Source organism: Bordetella genomosp. 12 (assembly GCF_002261355.1).
Lineage (GTDB): Bacteria > Pseudomonadota > Gammaproteobacteria > Burkholderiales > Burkholderiaceae_B > Bordetella.
Genome location: NZ_NEVU01000003.1, coordinates 986,217 through 1,001,306, shown reverse-complemented (window position 1 = coordinate 1,001,306; position 15,090 = coordinate 986,217). Strand labels below are relative to the sequence as shown.

General features: G+C 64.7%; 15 protein-coding genes and 2 tRNA genes. 6 read left to right on the top strand and 11 right to left on the bottom strand.

What is annotated here, in order from left to right; genetic code table 11:
• Positions 1-7: 7 nt before the first annotated feature.
• Positions 8-925, bottom strand: a complete 918-nt coding sequence (locus CAL22_RS16800) for a LysR family transcriptional regulator (protein ID WP_167383666.1) — start codon at positions 923-925, stop codon at positions 8-10.
• Between the two features lie 117 nt (positions 926-1,042).
• Between CAL22_RS16800 and CAL22_RS16795 the strand changes: the two genes are divergently transcribed.
• Entirely contained in the window at positions 1,043-1,447 is a 405-nt protein-coding gene (locus CAL22_RS16795; protein ID WP_094815220.1) for a DoxX family protein, read from the top strand.
• On the opposite strand, the gene CAL22_RS16790 is transcribed toward CAL22_RS16795, so the two are convergent.
• The 8 genes from CAL22_RS16790 to acnA all read right to left on the bottom strand — a co-directional run bounded on the left by CAL22_RS16790 (position 1,425) and on the right by acnA (position 8,588).
• Positions 1,425-2,000 carry a DUF2946 family protein gene (locus CAL22_RS16790; protein ID WP_094815218.1) on the bottom strand — a complete coding sequence of 192 codons (576 nt, stop codon included), beginning with the start codon at positions 1,998-2,000 and terminating at the stop codon, positions 1,425-1,427. The two genes, CAL22_RS16795 and CAL22_RS16790, sit on opposite strands and share 23 nt — an antisense overlap.
• Before the next feature lie 50 nt (positions 2,001-2,050).
• Positions 2,051-2,305: a hypothetical protein gene (locus tag CAL22_RS16785; protein ID WP_244193971.1), complete on the bottom strand. Its 255-nt coding sequence runs from the start codon at positions 2,303-2,305 to the stop codon at positions 2,051-2,053.
• A gap of 202 nt (positions 2,306-2,507) precedes the next feature.
• A tRNA-Cys gene (locus CAL22_RS16780) sits at positions 2,508-2,581 on the bottom strand.
• Between the two features lie 70 nt (positions 2,582-2,651).
• Positions 2,652-2,727 (bottom strand) — tRNA-Gly (locus tag CAL22_RS16775).
• 53 nt (positions 2,728-2,780) lie between these two features.
• Positions 2,781-3,782 (bottom strand): CobW family GTP-binding protein, encoded by a 1,002-nt coding sequence (locus CAL22_RS16770; RefSeq protein ID WP_094815216.1) that lies wholly within the window; start codon positions 3,780-3,782, stop codon positions 2,781-2,783.
• Positions 3,783-3,786: 4 nt separating this feature from the next.
• Positions 3,787-4,509 carry an isochorismatase family protein gene (locus tag CAL22_RS16765; RefSeq protein ID WP_094815214.1) on the bottom strand — a complete coding sequence of 241 codons (723 nt, stop codon included), beginning with the start codon at positions 4,507-4,509 and terminating at the stop codon, positions 3,787-3,789.
• 19 nt (positions 4,510-4,528) lie between these two features.
• Complete coding sequence (locus tag CAL22_RS16760) at positions 4,529-5,890, bottom strand: dihydroorotase (RefSeq protein ID WP_167383719.1); 1,362 nt, start codon at positions 5,888-5,890, stop codon at positions 4,529-4,531.
• A 16-nt stretch (positions 5,891-5,906) separates the two neighbouring features.
• A complete protein-coding gene (acnA, locus tag CAL22_RS16755) occupies positions 5,907-8,588 on the bottom strand; it encodes an aconitate hydratase AcnA (protein ID WP_094815210.1) in 2,682 nt (893 codons plus the stop codon).
• Positions 8,589-8,882: 294 nt separating this feature from the next.
• On the opposite strand from acnA, the gene CAL22_RS16750 reads away from it, so the two are divergent.
• The 5 genes from CAL22_RS16750 to CAL22_RS16730 all read left to right on the top strand — a co-directional run bounded on the left by CAL22_RS16750 (position 8,883) and on the right by CAL22_RS16730 (position 13,073).
• Positions 8,883-9,641 (top strand): GntR family transcriptional regulator, encoded by a 759-nt coding sequence (locus tag CAL22_RS16750; protein WP_094815208.1) that lies wholly within the window; start codon positions 8,883-8,885, stop codon positions 9,639-9,641.
• Entirely contained in the window at positions 9,625-10,518 is an 894-nt protein-coding gene (locus tag CAL22_RS16745) for an isocitrate lyase/PEP mutase family protein (RefSeq protein ID WP_094815207.1), read from the top strand. The genes CAL22_RS16750 and CAL22_RS16745 overlap by 17 nt, the downstream gene beginning before the upstream one ends.
• Positions 10,519-10,527: 9 nt before the next feature.
• Positions 10,528-11,235, top strand: a complete 708-nt coding sequence (locus CAL22_RS16740) for an SDR family NAD(P)-dependent oxidoreductase (RefSeq protein ID WP_094815205.1) — start codon at positions 10,528-10,530, stop codon at positions 11,233-11,235.
• The gene (locus CAL22_RS16735; RefSeq protein ID WP_094815203.1) at positions 11,232-11,984 is read left to right on the top strand and encodes an SDR family NAD(P)-dependent oxidoreductase; all 753 of its coding nucleotides are present in this window, start codon (positions 11,232-11,234) and stop codon (positions 11,982-11,984) included. The genes CAL22_RS16740 and CAL22_RS16735 overlap by 4 nt, the downstream gene beginning before the upstream one ends.
• A 63-nt stretch (positions 11,985-12,047) precedes the next feature.
• Positions 12,048-13,073 carry a Bug family tripartite tricarboxylate transporter substrate binding protein gene (locus tag CAL22_RS16730; protein ID WP_094815202.1) on the top strand — a complete coding sequence of 342 codons (1,026 nt, stop codon included), beginning with the start codon at positions 12,048-12,050 and terminating at the stop codon, positions 13,071-13,073.
• 113 nt (positions 13,074-13,186) lie between these two features.
• On the opposite strand, the gene CAL22_RS16725 is transcribed toward CAL22_RS16730, so the two are convergent.
• Both CAL22_RS16725 and prpF read right to left on the bottom strand, forming a co-directional pair.
• On the bottom strand, positions 13,187-13,795 hold the full coding sequence (locus CAL22_RS16725; protein ID WP_094815200.1) for a LysE family translocator: 609 nt from the start codon (positions 13,793-13,795) through the stop codon (positions 13,187-13,189).
• 59 nt (positions 13,796-13,854) lie between these two features.
• A complete protein-coding gene (gene prpF / locus CAL22_RS16720; protein WP_094815198.1) occupies positions 13,855-15,039 on the bottom strand; it encodes a 2-methylaconitate cis-trans isomerase PrpF in 1,185 nt (394 codons plus the stop codon).
• Positions 15,040-15,090: the final 51 nt, after the last annotated feature.

The window sequence follows — 15,090 nt, the reverse complement described above, 5'->3', positions numbered from 1 at the left end:
CTTGATTCTACCGGTTGCGTAGGGTGCCGGCAGCGGAAGTTTGCGTGCCGAAGTGCGTTTCCAGGTGCTCGACAAATGAGCGGACCTTGGGCGAGAGCAGCCTGCGATGGGGGTAGACGGCCATCATGGTGATCGGCGGCCGTTCGTAGTCCGGCAGCACGGCCACCAGGCGGCCGGCGCGCAGGTCCTCACCGACCAAAAACTCCGGTTGCTGGATGATGCCGTGGCCGGCCAGCGCCGCGGTGCGCAGGACATCGCCATTATTGGCGCGCATGGCCGGATTAATGCGCACCACCGTGGTGCGCCCGTCTTGCTCGAAGGTCCAGTCATTGCCGCCGCTGGCATAGCTGTAATGCAGGCAGCGGTGCAGGCGCAGATCTTCGGGTTGCTGTGGCGTGCCGTGGCGGGCCAGGTAGGCCGGGGCAGCGCAGACGTAGAGCGGTTGCGGCGCCAGCGGCCGGGCGACCAGCGAAGAGTCCGTCAGCGGGCCGATGCGCACGGCCACATCGTAGCCGTCTTCAACCAGGTCCACGACCCGGTCGTTCAGATCGAGGTCGATGACGACCTGCGGGTAGGTTTGCAGATAGTCGGCGATGGCGGGCCCGAGATGCAGGGCGCCGAACGACACCGGGGCGGCTACGCGCAGCCGGCCGGTGGGCTGGCTGCCTTGCGCCTGCAGGGCCAGGTCCAGTTCGGCCAGCTCGTTGAGCAGGGGGCGCACGCGTTCATAGAAGGCGCGCCCGGCGTCGGTGAGGCTGAGTTTGCGGGTGCTGCGGTTGAGCAGCCGCACCCCGTACTTTTCTTCAAGAAAAGCGATCTGCCGCGTTACGACGGATCTTGCGATGCCGGCGCGGTCGGCCGCGCCGGCGAATGAGCCCAGCTCGACGACCTTGGCAAAGGTCTGCATGGCGCCATAGGTGTCCATATTGTTCCTGGTTTGGCAATAACCATTTGCGATTTTGGCGGTTTATCTCCGCTTTTGGAATCGACAGAATGCTGCCATCGCTCTTGAAGGCGATTCGATGTTCCTATGGAGATAATAATGATCGATACCCGCAGCGCGCCTTACGCCGCTTTTCTTCTGCGCCTGATGCTGGGCGTGATGTACCTGGCCCACGGCCTGACCAAGTTGCTGGTCTTTACGCTGCCCGGCACGGCTCAGTTCTTCGCGAAAATTGGTTTTGCCGGCTGGCTGGCTTATCCGGTGACTTTCTTCGAAATTGTGGGCGGCCTGTTTCTGATTCTGGGCATTGTGCCGCGCTGGGTGGCCGTGGTGGCCACGGTCCAGTTGCTGGTGGCGTCCACGGTGCATTTTGGCAATGGCTGGGGGTTCGGCAACCCGGGCGGCGGCTGGGAGTACCCGGTATTCCTGGCGCTGTCGGCAGCCGTGCTGGCCTTGCTGGGCGACGGCAAGTTCACGCTGGTCAAGAGCGGTCGCCGGGCCTAGGGCGCGGCACGAAGCCCAGCCTGGCGGGCAGGCTGGCCTGGTCGGTCAGGGCGAACGCGGTCCGGCTGCCCAGGCCCTGCAGAATTTGCGGCCCCTGCAGGGCATCGGGCGCATCCAGCAGGGCGCGCCCATCGTCGAGCATGAGCCGGTCGAGCGCGCTCTGCAGGTCGCGGTCATCGAGCAGGCCGGGGCCCAGCTCGGTGTCCGCCCAGAGCTGGCCGCGCTCGTCCAGCCACCACTGTTTGATCGTGCCCGCCGGCAGGCCGTTATGGCTGATCAGGCGCTGCGCATGGTCATCCAGCCGCAGGATGTAGGGCGCGCCCGCCAGGTCCACGTAGACGCGTTGGGGGCCGTTCTGGAAAAACCAGCAGCCGGCCTCGTCCACGCTGTAGTTGCGGTCCATGAAGGCCAGAATCTGCGCATTGGTGATGGGCTGGGCCTCGCCCTGATCCGGGTGCAGCCGCCAGCGTCCGCGCTTGTCCAGCGACAGCCAGCCGTACACGGCGGGGACATTGGGCCAGCGTTGCAGGGAGTCTAAGACGGCTTGATCCATGAGGCGCTCATTGCGGCATGAGGCCGCGCCTGGGCATTATAGGCAGGCGCTTACGGCCGCAGGATGATGGGCGGCGGCTGGATGACAATGGCGGGCGGGCCATAAACCGTTTGGGGATGCACGGCTTGCGGATAGGCATAGGCGGGGCGGCATTTGCGCTTTTCCTTGTACTGGCCATTGCGCTTCCATTTGCGTTCCACCTTGCAGGCGCCGTCCCAGTAGGTCTGGGTATAGTCGCCACGGCGATGAGGGTGGTCGTGCGCGAGGGAGGGGGCGGCCCAGGCGGCCAGGAGCACGGCAATCATCGCGCCGGGCAGACGCCGGCGCCACGTCAGGAAAAGATCGGTCATGGTGTTCAAGGGCTTGTCAGTCAGCGCACACCATAGCAAGGCGTGCGGCACCATGACGCTGCGAGCCGTAGGCAAGCGTAAGCAAATGCGCGGGCTGGCGTGGCTGCGCACCAAACGAAAACCCCCGTCAGGATGGACCGTAACGGGGGTTTGAATTTGGAGGCGCAAGCCGGAATCGAACCGACGTACACGGATTTGCAATCCGCTGCATAACCACTCTGCCATTGCGCCGGCAGTAAAACGTTGCTGCAAGAAAAAAGGAAGCAAGGGCTAGATGCCTTAAGCTTCCCTTTTTTGAATTTGGAGCGGGAAACGAGTCTCGAACTCGCGACCTCAACCTTGGCAAGGTTGCGCTCTACCAACTGAGCTATTCCCGCAGGGCTTCGTATTCAACGAAGAAAAGAATTATACACATTTTTTGCAGGCATGTTCAAGTGGCGTGCGCTTGAAGTTGCAGCATCGCATCGGCCAGTTCCTCGGCCGAGAGATCCCGCGCGATGACCACCAGCGCGCCAGCCTGAGACGACGCGGCGGCCGGACCGCACAGCGGCTCGGGAGCATTGAAGAGGTGATGCACGCCATGCACGGCGCGCAGCGACCCGTCGCTCCAGCGCAACAGGCCTTTGACACGCAGCAGGCGCTCTCCCAGGTGCAACTGGAGGTAGCGTACCCAGCGGGCATAGGCTTCCCAGCCTATGGGGTCCGCCTGGCGCCAGATATAGGAGGCAATGCCATAGCGCAGCACGTGGGCGATCGGCGTGGCAGGCCCGCTGGGCTGGGCGGGCACGGCGTCGAGGTGGCCGGCTTGCAGGTCGGCGAACAAGGCGGGCGCGCTTTGCTCGATATTGGCCGGTGTGGTGGGCAGCACGCTGGCGGTGGGATTGCGCTCCTGCAGCAACTGGCGCGCCGCTGCAATGGATGACGGCGCGGCGATATCGGTTTTGGTCAGCGCGATGCGATCGGCGATGGCGATCTGGGTGGCGGCCTCACGGTAGTCGTGCACCGATTGCACCCCATGAACCGCATCGAGCGTGGCGACGGCGCCGGCGAAGCGGTAGTGGCGGGCGATGAGCGTATCGGAGGCCAGCGTGTTGATCACCGGACCGGGATCGGCCAGCCCGGACGTTTCGATCACCACGCGCGCAAACGGCGGCAGCTCGCCGCGCTGGCGCCGGTAATACAGCGACTCCAGCGTGTCGGCCAGGGAACTGCTGGATGCGCAGCACAGGCAGCCCGAGTCCAGCAACACCACATCGCTGTCGTCGGCCTGGCCCAGCAGCAGGTGATCCAGGCCGACTTCGCCAAACTCATTGATGATGACGGCGGTGTCCTGGAAGGCAGGGCTGTGCACCAGGCGTGAAAGCAGGGTGGTCTTGCCGCTGCCCAGAAACCCGGTCAACAGATAGACCGGCAGGGCGGTCGCCGTATTCATGAGGTCAGTCAGCCTTGGGCGCGGGCAGTTCGCGCAAATAGTCTGCGACCTCCACGCTCGGGATCACGTCGGCGTACTTGCAGTTCAGGTCGAACAGGCTCATGGCGTGGCTGGACTGGAAGCGGTCGAAGGCGCATTCCTCGGGGATGATGACCTTGAAATTATAGGAATAGGCATCGACGGTCGTGGCGCGCAGGCAGCCGGAGGACGTGCAGCCCACCAGGATCAGCGTATCGACATCCAGGAAGTTCAGATGGCTCATGAAGATCGTGCCGAAAAAGCACGAAGGCTTCTGCTTGGTGATGCGGATGTCCTGCGGGCGCGGCGCCAGCGCTTCGACGGTCTGCGTGGCATGGGTGTCGGCCAGCACGGTCTTCTCGCCACCGCGATGGTTTTTGCCCACTTGCACGCCGCTGTCGAGCAGATCGGCGCGTCGGCCGCTTTCGGTATAGAACACCGGAATATTCTTGTCGCGGGCGAGTTCGAGCAAGGGCACGATGTGTTCGACGGCTTCCCAGGCTTCGCGGCCGCAGTGCGTGCGGTACTGCTTCAGGCCTTCGAGAATGTCTTCGGGCGTATCGCCGCAGAAGTTGTACTGCACGTCGATGATGAACAGGGCGGGGCGCTTGCCAAAGCCGCCGCGCTTGCCGTAGCCAGCCTGGGCCAGCACCTGCTTGTCGCGCTCGGTCAGAAAGTCGTCCCAGATGCGTTTCTTGGTTTCGCTCATGTCGGTTCCTGCAGAAAAATCAGAAGCGGTTGAGATAGCGGCCACCGGGCTCGGCGCGCGCTTGATCGGTGATGCGGCCGTCCAGGGCAACCGTGCGGCCACGCACCAGCGTGCGCACCGGCCAGCCCTTGAGGGTCATGCCTTCATAGGGCGAGTAATCGGAGTTCGATTCCAGGGTCGCGGGGTCGACCACGCGTTGCAGATCGGGGTCGACCACGACCAGGTCGGCATCCTTGCCGATCTCGATGCTGCCCTTGGAAGGCATGCGATAAATGCGTGCGCTGTTTTCGGCGGCGACCTTCATCAGGGTTTCCAGCGGTACGCCGCGGCGGTGATAGCCCTCGTGCAGCAGGATGGGCAGCATCAGTCCCGTGCCGGGGAACCCGTTGGTGGCCGCCCAGATGTCCTTGTCCTTGGTGATCCGTTTGCGCGGCACATGGTCGGTGCCTATGGTGGTGATGGAGCCGTCCAGCACACCTTCCCACATGGCCTCCACGTCATCCTGCCCGCGCACGGGCGGATTGACCTTGGCGTAAGGGCCGGCCGGCGATTCGTCGTTCAGAAACAGGTAGTGCGGGCAGGTTTCGACGTAGACGGGGGGCGCGCCAGGCGTGCGGCGGTGGCGCCGCGCCTCATTCAGGGCTTCGCGGCTGCTCAGATGCACGATGTTGACGGCGGCGCCGACTTTGTTGGCGAAGTAGCACACGCGATGCACGTTCTCGGCTTCGAGAAAATCCGGGCTTTGTTCGTTCCAGGCCTTCAGGTCATCGCGGCCGGCCGCGCGCAGCGGATCGCGCAGCACCGGGATGACTTCGACGTTCTCGCAATGCACGCCCATGATGGCGCCGGGGATGGACGCTGTGGTCTTCAGGGCGGAATAGAGCAGGCCGTCGTCGATATCCGTAAATCCCTTGGACAGCCCGGCTGCGCCCTTGTACATCATGTAAAGCTTGTACGAAGACACGCCAAACCGCCGCGAAATATCATCCAGCGTGTCGACGTGCAGGTGGCTGGTGATGCCAAAGTGAAAACCGAAGTCTACGCAGCTTTGCGCCAGCGCCCGTTCGCGCACGGCGTCGAACGATTCGCGGATGTCGGCCGAGCGGTGGAAGGACAGTACCGACGTCGTTCCGCCCAGGGCCGCAAAGCGCGATTCGGTTTCGAAGTCGGTCTCGGGCGATCCAAAGCCAAAGTGCACGTGCGGATCGATCAAGCCGGGCAACACCCACAGACCCTCGCAGTCTATGGTTTCGCGCGCCGCAGGCGCCTCGCCGGGCGCGGCGATGAGGACAATACGCCCTTCGCGAACGCCGAGAACGCCTTCGGTCAGGCCCTGGCCTGGCAACATCAGTCTTGCATTGATAAGTACGAGATCCAGCATGGTGGTCATTTCCTGCTCAAGCGGGGTTGGCGGCCGGTTCATTCAAAAAACTGTGCAGCACGCTGGCGGGTATCCCCCCTGCGGCCATGAGTTGGCGCTCGGCTTCGGTCAGAACCTGAGCGCTTACGGTAAAGCGGGTTGTTTGGCCATCGACGGCCTCGGCGGTGACTTCGATGGGCTCTCCGCTCATGATGCCGGCCTCGATGTTGTGCAGCGCGAAGCGTTCGCTGCCCTCCAGGCCCAATTGACGCCAGCCTTGTCCGGGTTCGAAGGCCAGGGGCAGCACGCCCATGCCCACCAGGTTGGCGCGATGGATGCGTTCGAAGGATTCGGCGATCACGGCGCGCACACCCAGCAGCGCCGAGCCCTTGGCGGCCCAGTCACGGCTGCTGCCCATCCCATAATCCTTGCCGCCCAACACGATGGCCGCCGTGTCTTCCTGACGGTAGGCCTGCGCGGCGTCAAAGATGGTGGTGGTGGCGTTGTCCGGGAAGTGGCGCGTAAAGCCGCCCTCGATGCCGGGGACGAGTTCATTCTTGATGCGAATATTGCCAAAGGTGGCGCGCGTCATGACGTGGTGATTGCAGCGCCGCGCCACATAGGTATTGAAGTCGCGCGGCGTCAGGCCGGCGTCGGTGAGGTAGCGCCCGGCCGGCGTGTCGGCCGGGATTTCTCCGCTGGGTGAAATGTGGTCGGTCGTCAGCGAGTCGCCGAACGCGGCCAGGACGCGCGCCTGCCGCAGGCTGCGTGCCAGATCTTGCAGCGGATGGCTGGGGCCGCCCTGGAAAAAAGGCGGCTCCACCAGGTAGCGCGAAGCGGGGTCCCAGGGGAAGTGCAGCCCGCCGGGGGCTTGCAGATCCTGCCAGATCGCGCTGTCCAGGCTTTCGGGGGCATAGACGTCGGCAAAAATGGCCGGATTGGCGGCGTAGGGCAGCAAGGCCTGGATTTCTTGCGGCGTGGGCCAGACGTCGGCCAGGTAAACCGGCCGGCCATCCCGGCCTGGGCCCAGGGGTTCGGTGTCGAGGTCGATATCGACCCGGCCGGCCAGCGCGAAAAGCACCACCATGGCCGGCGATCCAATGTAATTGGCGCGCACGAGCTTGTGGATCCGGCCTTCGAAGTTGCGGTTGCCCGACAGAACGGCGGCCGTGACCAGACCCGCTTGGCCGATGGCGTCGGTGGCCTGCGGGGTCAACGGACCCGATTTGCCGCCACAGGTCGTGCAGCCGTAGCCGATGACTTCGAACCCTTGCGCCTGGAGGGCTTCGAGCAGGCCGGCGTCCTGCAGGTAGCGGGTGACGGCGCGCGAACCGGGCGCCAGCGAGCGCTTTAGCCAGTCGGGGGGCGTAAGCCCCAGTGCCAGGGCTTTCTTGGCGACCAGGCCGGCGGCCAGCATGACGGCCGGGTTGGACGTGTTGGTGCAGGAGGTGATCGCCGCCAGCACGATGGAGCCATGCGTGAGCGTCTGACGTGAGGCCGGTGCCGGCGCCGTCGCCAGCCCGAAGCCGCCCTCGTTCAAGGGCTGGGTGAGGCGGCGGCGGAAATCGGCTGGGACGTCAGGCCAGGGCATGCGGTCTTGCGGCCGGCGCGGGCCCGCCATGCTGGGCACGGCTTCGGAGAGGTCGATGTCGACGATGCGGGCATAGTGCGGCACGGGCGTGCTGGCGTCGCGCCAGAGGTGATTGGCCCTGGCGTAATCTTCGATGAGCTGAACTTGCTGCGGCGCTCGCCCGGTCATGCGCGCGTAGGCCAGGCTTTGCGCGTCGATGGGAAAGAAGCCACAGGTCGCGCCATACTCGGGCGCCATGTTGGCGATGGTCGCGCGCTCGGGGATGCTCAGTTGCTCAACCGCCGGCCCGAAGAACTCCACCATGCGGCCGGTAACGCCAGCGGCGCGTAGCCGCTGAGTGATCAGCAAGGCTGCGTCGGTCGTGAGCGCCGGCGGGCATATCTGGCCGGTCAGGCGCACGCCAATGACCTCCGGAACCGGGAAGGTGTAGGCCTGGCCCAGCAGGGCGGCTTCGGCGTCGATGCCGCCCACCCCCCACCCCAGCACGCCCAATGCGTTGACCATCGGTGTGTGCGAGTCGCCGCCGATCACGAAATCGGGGTAGGCCCAGCACTCGTCACCGCGCTGCCGGGTCGCGACGACCGGCGCGAGATATTCCAGATTGATCTGGTGGATGATGCCCATACCCGGGGGGATGACGCGCAGCCCCTTGAAGGCCTGTTGGGCCCATTTGAGAAACCGGTAGCGCTCGTCGTTGCGCTCGAACTCCCGGCGCAGGTTGCGCGACACCGCCTGGGCGTCGCCCCAGTGATCCACTTGCAGGGAGTGGTCCACGATGAGGTCCACGGGGATGCGGGTGTCGACTTGCGCCGCGTCACCGCCGGCCTGCGCGACGGCATCGCGCAGCGCGGCGAGATCCTGCAGCACGGGCAGGCCGCTGGAGTCAGGCAGGATGACTCGGGCGACGTGCAGGGCAAGGTCGGCGCCGACATGGTCACGCCAGTGCCACAGACGCTCGATCTCCGCGTCGGAAATGGCATCGCCCCATTGTTGATGGCGATACAGATTCTCCAGCAGGACGCGGATGACGTAGGGCTGCGCGAGCAGATCGCGGCCCTGTGCTTGGGCTGCGCTGGCCAGGTCAACGTAGTGCAGCGACCGGCCGCCGCTGGATAAGGCATGAATCATGGTGGTGAAAGAAGAATTCCAGGCGGGATTGATCTTAAGACTGATCCGATCATAGTGTCAACACTATGGGCTTGCTCGAATGGATTTATCCTTGATGCTCGTACAGTTTTGAATGTAAAAACACTGCGTGGCTCTCTGCGGCTTTTGCGAGACACTAGGGTTTTCCCGCGTATATATAGCGTAAACATGGAAACTTAGGCTGCCGGAGGTGGGTTGTCAGGGTGCCGAGAGAGCAGGCAGCACTTCGCAAAAGAGTTGACACTTTGAATCTGGGTTTGCTAGCCTGTCAACACTATGAGCAACTCATCCACCGTTCTCGCCCTGCCGGAAGACACCGTCGGCCCCCTGGCCGATGTCGTGTTCGACCAGGTGCTCGACGCCATCTACCAGGGCCGCCTGGCCCCGGGAAGTGTTGTCAACGAGGTGGCGCTGGCCCAGGAGTTCGGTGTCAGCCGCGGGCCGGTGCGCGAGGCGGTGCGTCGCCTGCAAGGTATCCAACTGGTCACCCGTGAGCCCTACATGAAGGCCCGGGTCGTGACTTTGTCGGCGACCTCGGCGCTGGAGTTGTTTCAGATGCGTATGGCGCTCGAAGGCGTGGCCTGCAATCTGGCCACGCGGCGCATGCGTGACGAGGAGATCGGGCAGCTGCATGCCGAGCTCGATGAGGACCGCCAGCGCCGCCAACAGGCCGCGCTGGGCCTGGGACCCAAACCGCGCGTTTTCGACTTTCACGAGCGCATCGTGCGCGCCAGCGGCAACCATCGCATCATCAATTGCCTGTGCGGCGACCTATATCACCTGCTGCGCGTCTATCGCCGGCATTCGGGCACGGTGCTCGAACGCAAAGACGACGCCTACGCAGAACACTGGCAGATTCTGCGCGCCATCCAGGCGCGCGACCCCGAGTTGGCCGAATCGCTGATGCGTTCACACATCGAGCGGGCGGCTCAGCATCTTTTTGAACACCTGGCCGAGACGGTGCCCACCTTCTCCGGGCAACCACTGCGGCCACCTGAAAGTCCTGGAGCAGCAAGACATGAATCCGCGCAATAAATTCCGGCAACTGCTGAAGAACGAACCCTTCATCGTGTCGCCTGGCGTCTACGATGGTTACAGCATTCGCCTGGTCGAAGCAGCGGGGTTCAAGACGGCCTGCACGAGCGGTGCCGCCGTTTCCAATGCCTTGCTCGGCATCGCCGATATCGGCGTCATGGGCCTGTCCGAGAATGTGACGCACTGCCGCAATCTGGCGCGTTCGGTCTCCATCCCGCTGACCGCCGATGCCGATACCGGTTATGGCAACCCGGTCAATGTCTTTCACACGGTGCAATTGTTTGAAGAGGCCGGTGTGGCGGGCGTGAACCTGGAAGACCAGGTCAGTCCCAAGCGCTGTGGCCACATGCCTGGCAAGGACGTGATCAGCCAGGCTGAAATGGTCAAGAAGATCGAGGCGGCTTGCCTGGCTCGCCGCGACGACGACTTCGTCGTCATCGCACGCACCGACGCGATCGCGGTCGAGGGTATTGAGGGCGCGGTGCGACGTGCGCGCGCATACGCCGCCGCGGGGGCGGACATGATTTTCCCGGATGCCGTACGGACCGAAGACGACATCAAGCGGCTGGTCGATGCCGCCGGCGTGCCGCTGACCATCAACATGGGTTTTGGTATTCGCAACCGGCCCACGACCCCGCTTATCCCGCTGGCCCGCCTGAAGGAAATTGGCGTCAAGCGCATCAGCCTGCCGCGTATGTTGCCGGCCGCGGCCATCTTCGGCATGCGCCAGGCGCTGGGGGTCATGCAGGAAGTGATCGCCACCGGCGAACCGGTCGACCGCCCCGATCTGCTGGTGGGTATCGAAGACATCATGCAGCTCATGGGCTATGAGCAGATGCGCGCGCTGGAAAAGCGCCTGACCACCCTCGACGAATGAGGCGCGAGCATGTCGGTTGACCGCGTAGCCGTCATTACGGGAAGCGCCTCAGGCATCGGCCTGGCGCTGACCAGGCATTTGCTGGCCAACGGTTGGTGCGTGCACGGCCTGGACCGGCAGCCCTGGCCCGAGGTAGGTCAAGCCGCCTATCGGCACCATCTGATCGACTTGACGGAGACGGCGGCCATCGACCGTCTGGCCGATACCTTGCCCGCTCACGTGCAGGCCTTTGTGCATTGTGCCGGGGTCATGCGCAGCGGCGGGGCGCAGGATTCCCGTGCGCAGGACACGGAGCTGTTGTGGCGCCTGCACGGCGCCGCGCCCCTGGCGCTGATCGGGCTGCTGGCGGCGCGATTGCCGCCGACCGCGGGCCGCATCGTGCTGGTGTCCAGCCGCGCCGTCCTCGGACGCGCGCATCGTGCGGCCTATGCCGCCTCCAAGGCAGCGCAGATCGGCATGGCCCGCAGTCTGGCGGCCGAATGGATCGGGCGAGGCATCACCGTCAATGTGGTGGCGCCCGGCGCGGTCGATACGCCCATGCTCAACGATCCGCAGCGGGGCGCGCCACCGAAGGTAGACCTGCCGCTGGGACGCCTGATACGCCCAGAAGAAGTGGTGGGCGCGATTGATTTTTTTCTGTCCCCTCTGAGCGGCGCCATCACGGGCCAGACGCTGTACGTCTGCGGCGGGGCTTCGTTGGGAACGATGGCGATATGAGTACCGATCTTGCTGAACACGTCGTCGTGATCACCGGCGCGGCCGGCGACCTGGGTTGGGGAATCGCCCGCGAGTGCCTCGGTGCTGGCGCGCGCGTGGCCCTGATCGACCTAGACGCCGACGCGCTTGCGCCTCTGGGACATGCCGAGGACGACCGGATTCTGCGGTTGCAATGCGACGTTGCCGATCCCATGCAGACCCGTGCTGCGGTAGACGCCGTGCTGGCGCGTTGGGGGCGCCTGGATGTGCTGGTCAATAACGCCGCCGTGGTGACGCCCGGCGACAAGATTGGGGATCTGTCTGCGACACACTGGCATCAGGCTATGTCCATCAATCTGACTGGCGCCTGGCTGATGAGTAAGTGGGCGCTGGCTCCCATGCGGCGTGCCGGCCGCGGCGTGGTCATCAATGTGGCCTCGCAACTGGGTAGCGTGGCCGCTGCCGGCCGGGGCGCTTATGGGACGAGCAAGGCGGGTTTGATCGCCTTGGCGCGGGCCATTGCGGTGGATCACGCCGATGAAGGCATCCGGGCCCTGAGCCTGTCGCCCGGTGCCGTGCTGACCGGCCGGGTGCTGAGGCGCTACGGGCATGCCGACGCGGCGCGCGACGCGCTCGCGCCACGCTATCCCGTCGGCCGATTGGGCGAAGTGGAAGAAATTGCGCGTACCGCCTTGTTCCTCATGGGCAAGGATGCCGCGTTCATCACGGGCACGGATGTGCGCGTGGATGGGGGGTACACCGCAGTATAGCGGTGGCCGATTTGTGGTTTGTATTTGATGTTTGCATTGATTCGAGCACAGAAGGATAGACACATGAAGACGGGGAATTTCACCACTGCCGGCGCCAGCCTGCGCCGCAGTCTGCTCAAGCACGCCGCCTTGCCCTTGCTGGCCGGGGTGTTGGGCCTGTCCGCCACGGCGGGCGCCCTGGCACAAAGCACTTACCCGACGCGGCCGGTCACGATCATCGTGCCGTTCCCGGCGGGTGGCGCAACCGATATCACCGCGCGGCTGGTTGCCGAGGGCCTGTCCAAGAAGTGGGGCCAGGGCGTCGTCGTCGAGAACCGGCCCGGCGCGGGCGGTAACCTCGGCTCGGAGTACGTGGCTCGCGCCGCACCCGACGGCTACACGCTGGTGCTGGGGGTGACCGGTTCGCATGGCATCAACACCTCGCTCTACAAGAACATGCGCTATGACCCGCGCAAGGACTTCGAGCCCATTACGCAGGCCACGCTCTACCCGAATGCCATCGTCGTCAACAACGATGTGCCGGCCAAGAATCTGCCCGAGCTGATCGCCCTGTTGAAGAAGGGGGTGGTGCAGTACTCCTACGGTTCGGACGGCAATGGCACAGCGTCCCACCTGGGCATGGAGTTGCTGAAGAATCAGGGCAATTTTGCCCTGACCCACATTCCCTACCGTGGCAGCGCGCCCATGGTGACCGACTTGCTCGGCGGCCAGATCCAGGTGGGCATCACCGGTCTGCCGGCGGTGCAGGCCTATGCCAAGAGCGGCAAGCTGCGGATCATCGGCCTGACCACGGGCGAGCGTTTCGCCAGTGCGCCGGAGTATCCGACCGTGGCCGAACAGGGCTTCCCGGGATACTCGGCGCCGCCTTGGTCCGGCTTCTTCGCGCCCAAGGGGACGCCCAAGGCGCTGGTGGAGAAGATTTCGGCTGATATGCGCGAGGTCATGGCCGATCCGGCCGCCAAAGAGAAGATGATTGCCGCTGGCAGTGAGTTCACGCCCTCCACGCCGGAGCAATTCGCCGCCTTCCTGGATAAGGAAATCGCCAAGTGGGCCGAGGCCGTCAAGATCTCGGGCGCTCGCGTGGACTGATTGTTTGCACCAAGGTGCGGGATTACGGTGTCTCGCCGGTCACCGCTGATGTCGCGCTATTTTCAAGCCAGGCCTGTAGGCCTGGCTCTTTTTTTTCGCGGCTGGCATGCCGCTCAGGTTGTGGGCAGCGCGATGCCCATGAGGGCGAACAGCCCGCCGCACACCTTGTTGAAGCGGCGGCCGCTGCGCTCCAGCCAGGGGCGAACCCGGTGAGCAAGCCGGGCCAGCAGATACTCCACCGCGAACTCGATCACAGCGAAGGTGCCGGCCATGATGGCAAACTGCACGAGCAGGCTGCGTGCCGGATCAATGAATTGCGGCAAAAAAGCGCCATAGAAAAGCAAGGCTTTGGGGTTGGCGATGGCCGACAGGAATCCCTGGCTGAACATCTGTGTGCCGCGCAGGCGGGGCATGTCTGGCGTGGCGCGCAAGCGCACGCCAGGCGCGCGCCACAACTGTATCCCCAGCCATACCAGGTAGAGGCCGCCGGCCCATTTCAGGACGTTCAGCGCCGGCGCCCAGGCGTTGAGCAGCGCGCTGATGCCCAGCATGGACAAGGCGATGAGGGCAATGAAGCCGACTGCGCCGCCGGCAATGGTGCATAGGGCCCGGCGATGGCCGTGCAAGGCGCCGTGGGTCAAGGCCAGCAGCGTGTTGGGGCCGGGGGTGAGAGACAGTCCTGTAACGGCGATCAGATAGATCAGCCAGCTATGCAAAGCCATGGGCGAGACCGGAAAAAGAGGATGGGCGGGAGGGCGCGCGGCCGCGCCCCGACCCGCATTCAGAAGCCGATGCGCGGCAGATGGACGTAGCCATCCATGAGGATACGCGCACTGCGGCTCATGATGGCCTTGGTGACGGTCCACTCGCCGTTGACGGCTTCAGCCTGGGCGCCCACGCGCAGCGTTCCCGAGGGATGGCCGAAACATACTGTGTCGCGCTGGCCGCCGCCTGCGGCGAGGTTGACCAGCGTGCCCGGCACCGCGGCGGCGGTGGCGATCGCCACCGACGCGGTTCCCATCATGGCGTGGTGCAGCTTACCCATGGACAGCGCACGCACCAGAACGTCGACGTCGTCCTGCGCGATGGGCTTGCCGCTGGAGGCCACATAAGCGCGGGCCGGCGAGACAAAGGCAACCTTGGGCGTATGCTGCCGCGTGGCGGCTTCCTCGATCCGCTGGATCAGGCCCATGCGCAGGGCGCCGTGGGCGCGTATGGTCTCGAAACGGGCCAGCGCCGCCGGGTCGGCATTGATATCTTCCTGCAGTTCGGTGCCCTGGTAGCCCAGCGCTTGCGCGTCCAGAAAGATGGTCGGGATGCCGGAGTTGATCATGGTGGCCTGCAAGCGGCCAACACCTGGCACGTCGAGTTCGTCGACCACGTTGCCGGTCGGAAACATCGAGCCGCCATCGCCTTCTTCGGCCGGATTCATGAACTCGAGCTGGATCTCGGCGGCCGGGAAGGTCACGCCGTCGAGTTCGAAATCGCCCGTCTCCTGGACGGCCCCGTCGGTCATGGGGACGTGCGCCACGATGGTCTTGCCGATATTGGCCTGCCAGATGCGCACCACGGCAACCCCGTTGGCAGGGACCCGATCTGCGTCGATCAGCCCATTGCTGATGGCAAAAGGCCCGACCGCGGCGGAAAGATTTCCGCAGTTGCCGCTCCAGTCCACAAAGGCCTGATCGATCGACACCTGGCCGAAGAGATAGTCCACGTCGTGTCCTGGCCGGCTGCTCTTGGTCAGGATGACGGTCTTGCTGGTGCTGGAGGTCGCCGCGCCCATGCCATCGATCTGCTTGCCATAGGGGTCCGGGCTGCCGATGACGCGCATCAACAGTGCGTCGCGCGCCGCACCGGGCACGCGCGCCGATTCGGGCAGATCGTCCAGCTTGAAGAAAACGCCTTTGCTGGTGCCGCCGCGCATATAGGTTGCGCGGATCCGGGTCTGGGGGGCAAATGCCATGTCGCAGTCCTGGTAAAAAAGGGAAAGAGAAAACGGGCGCGGCATGCGCCC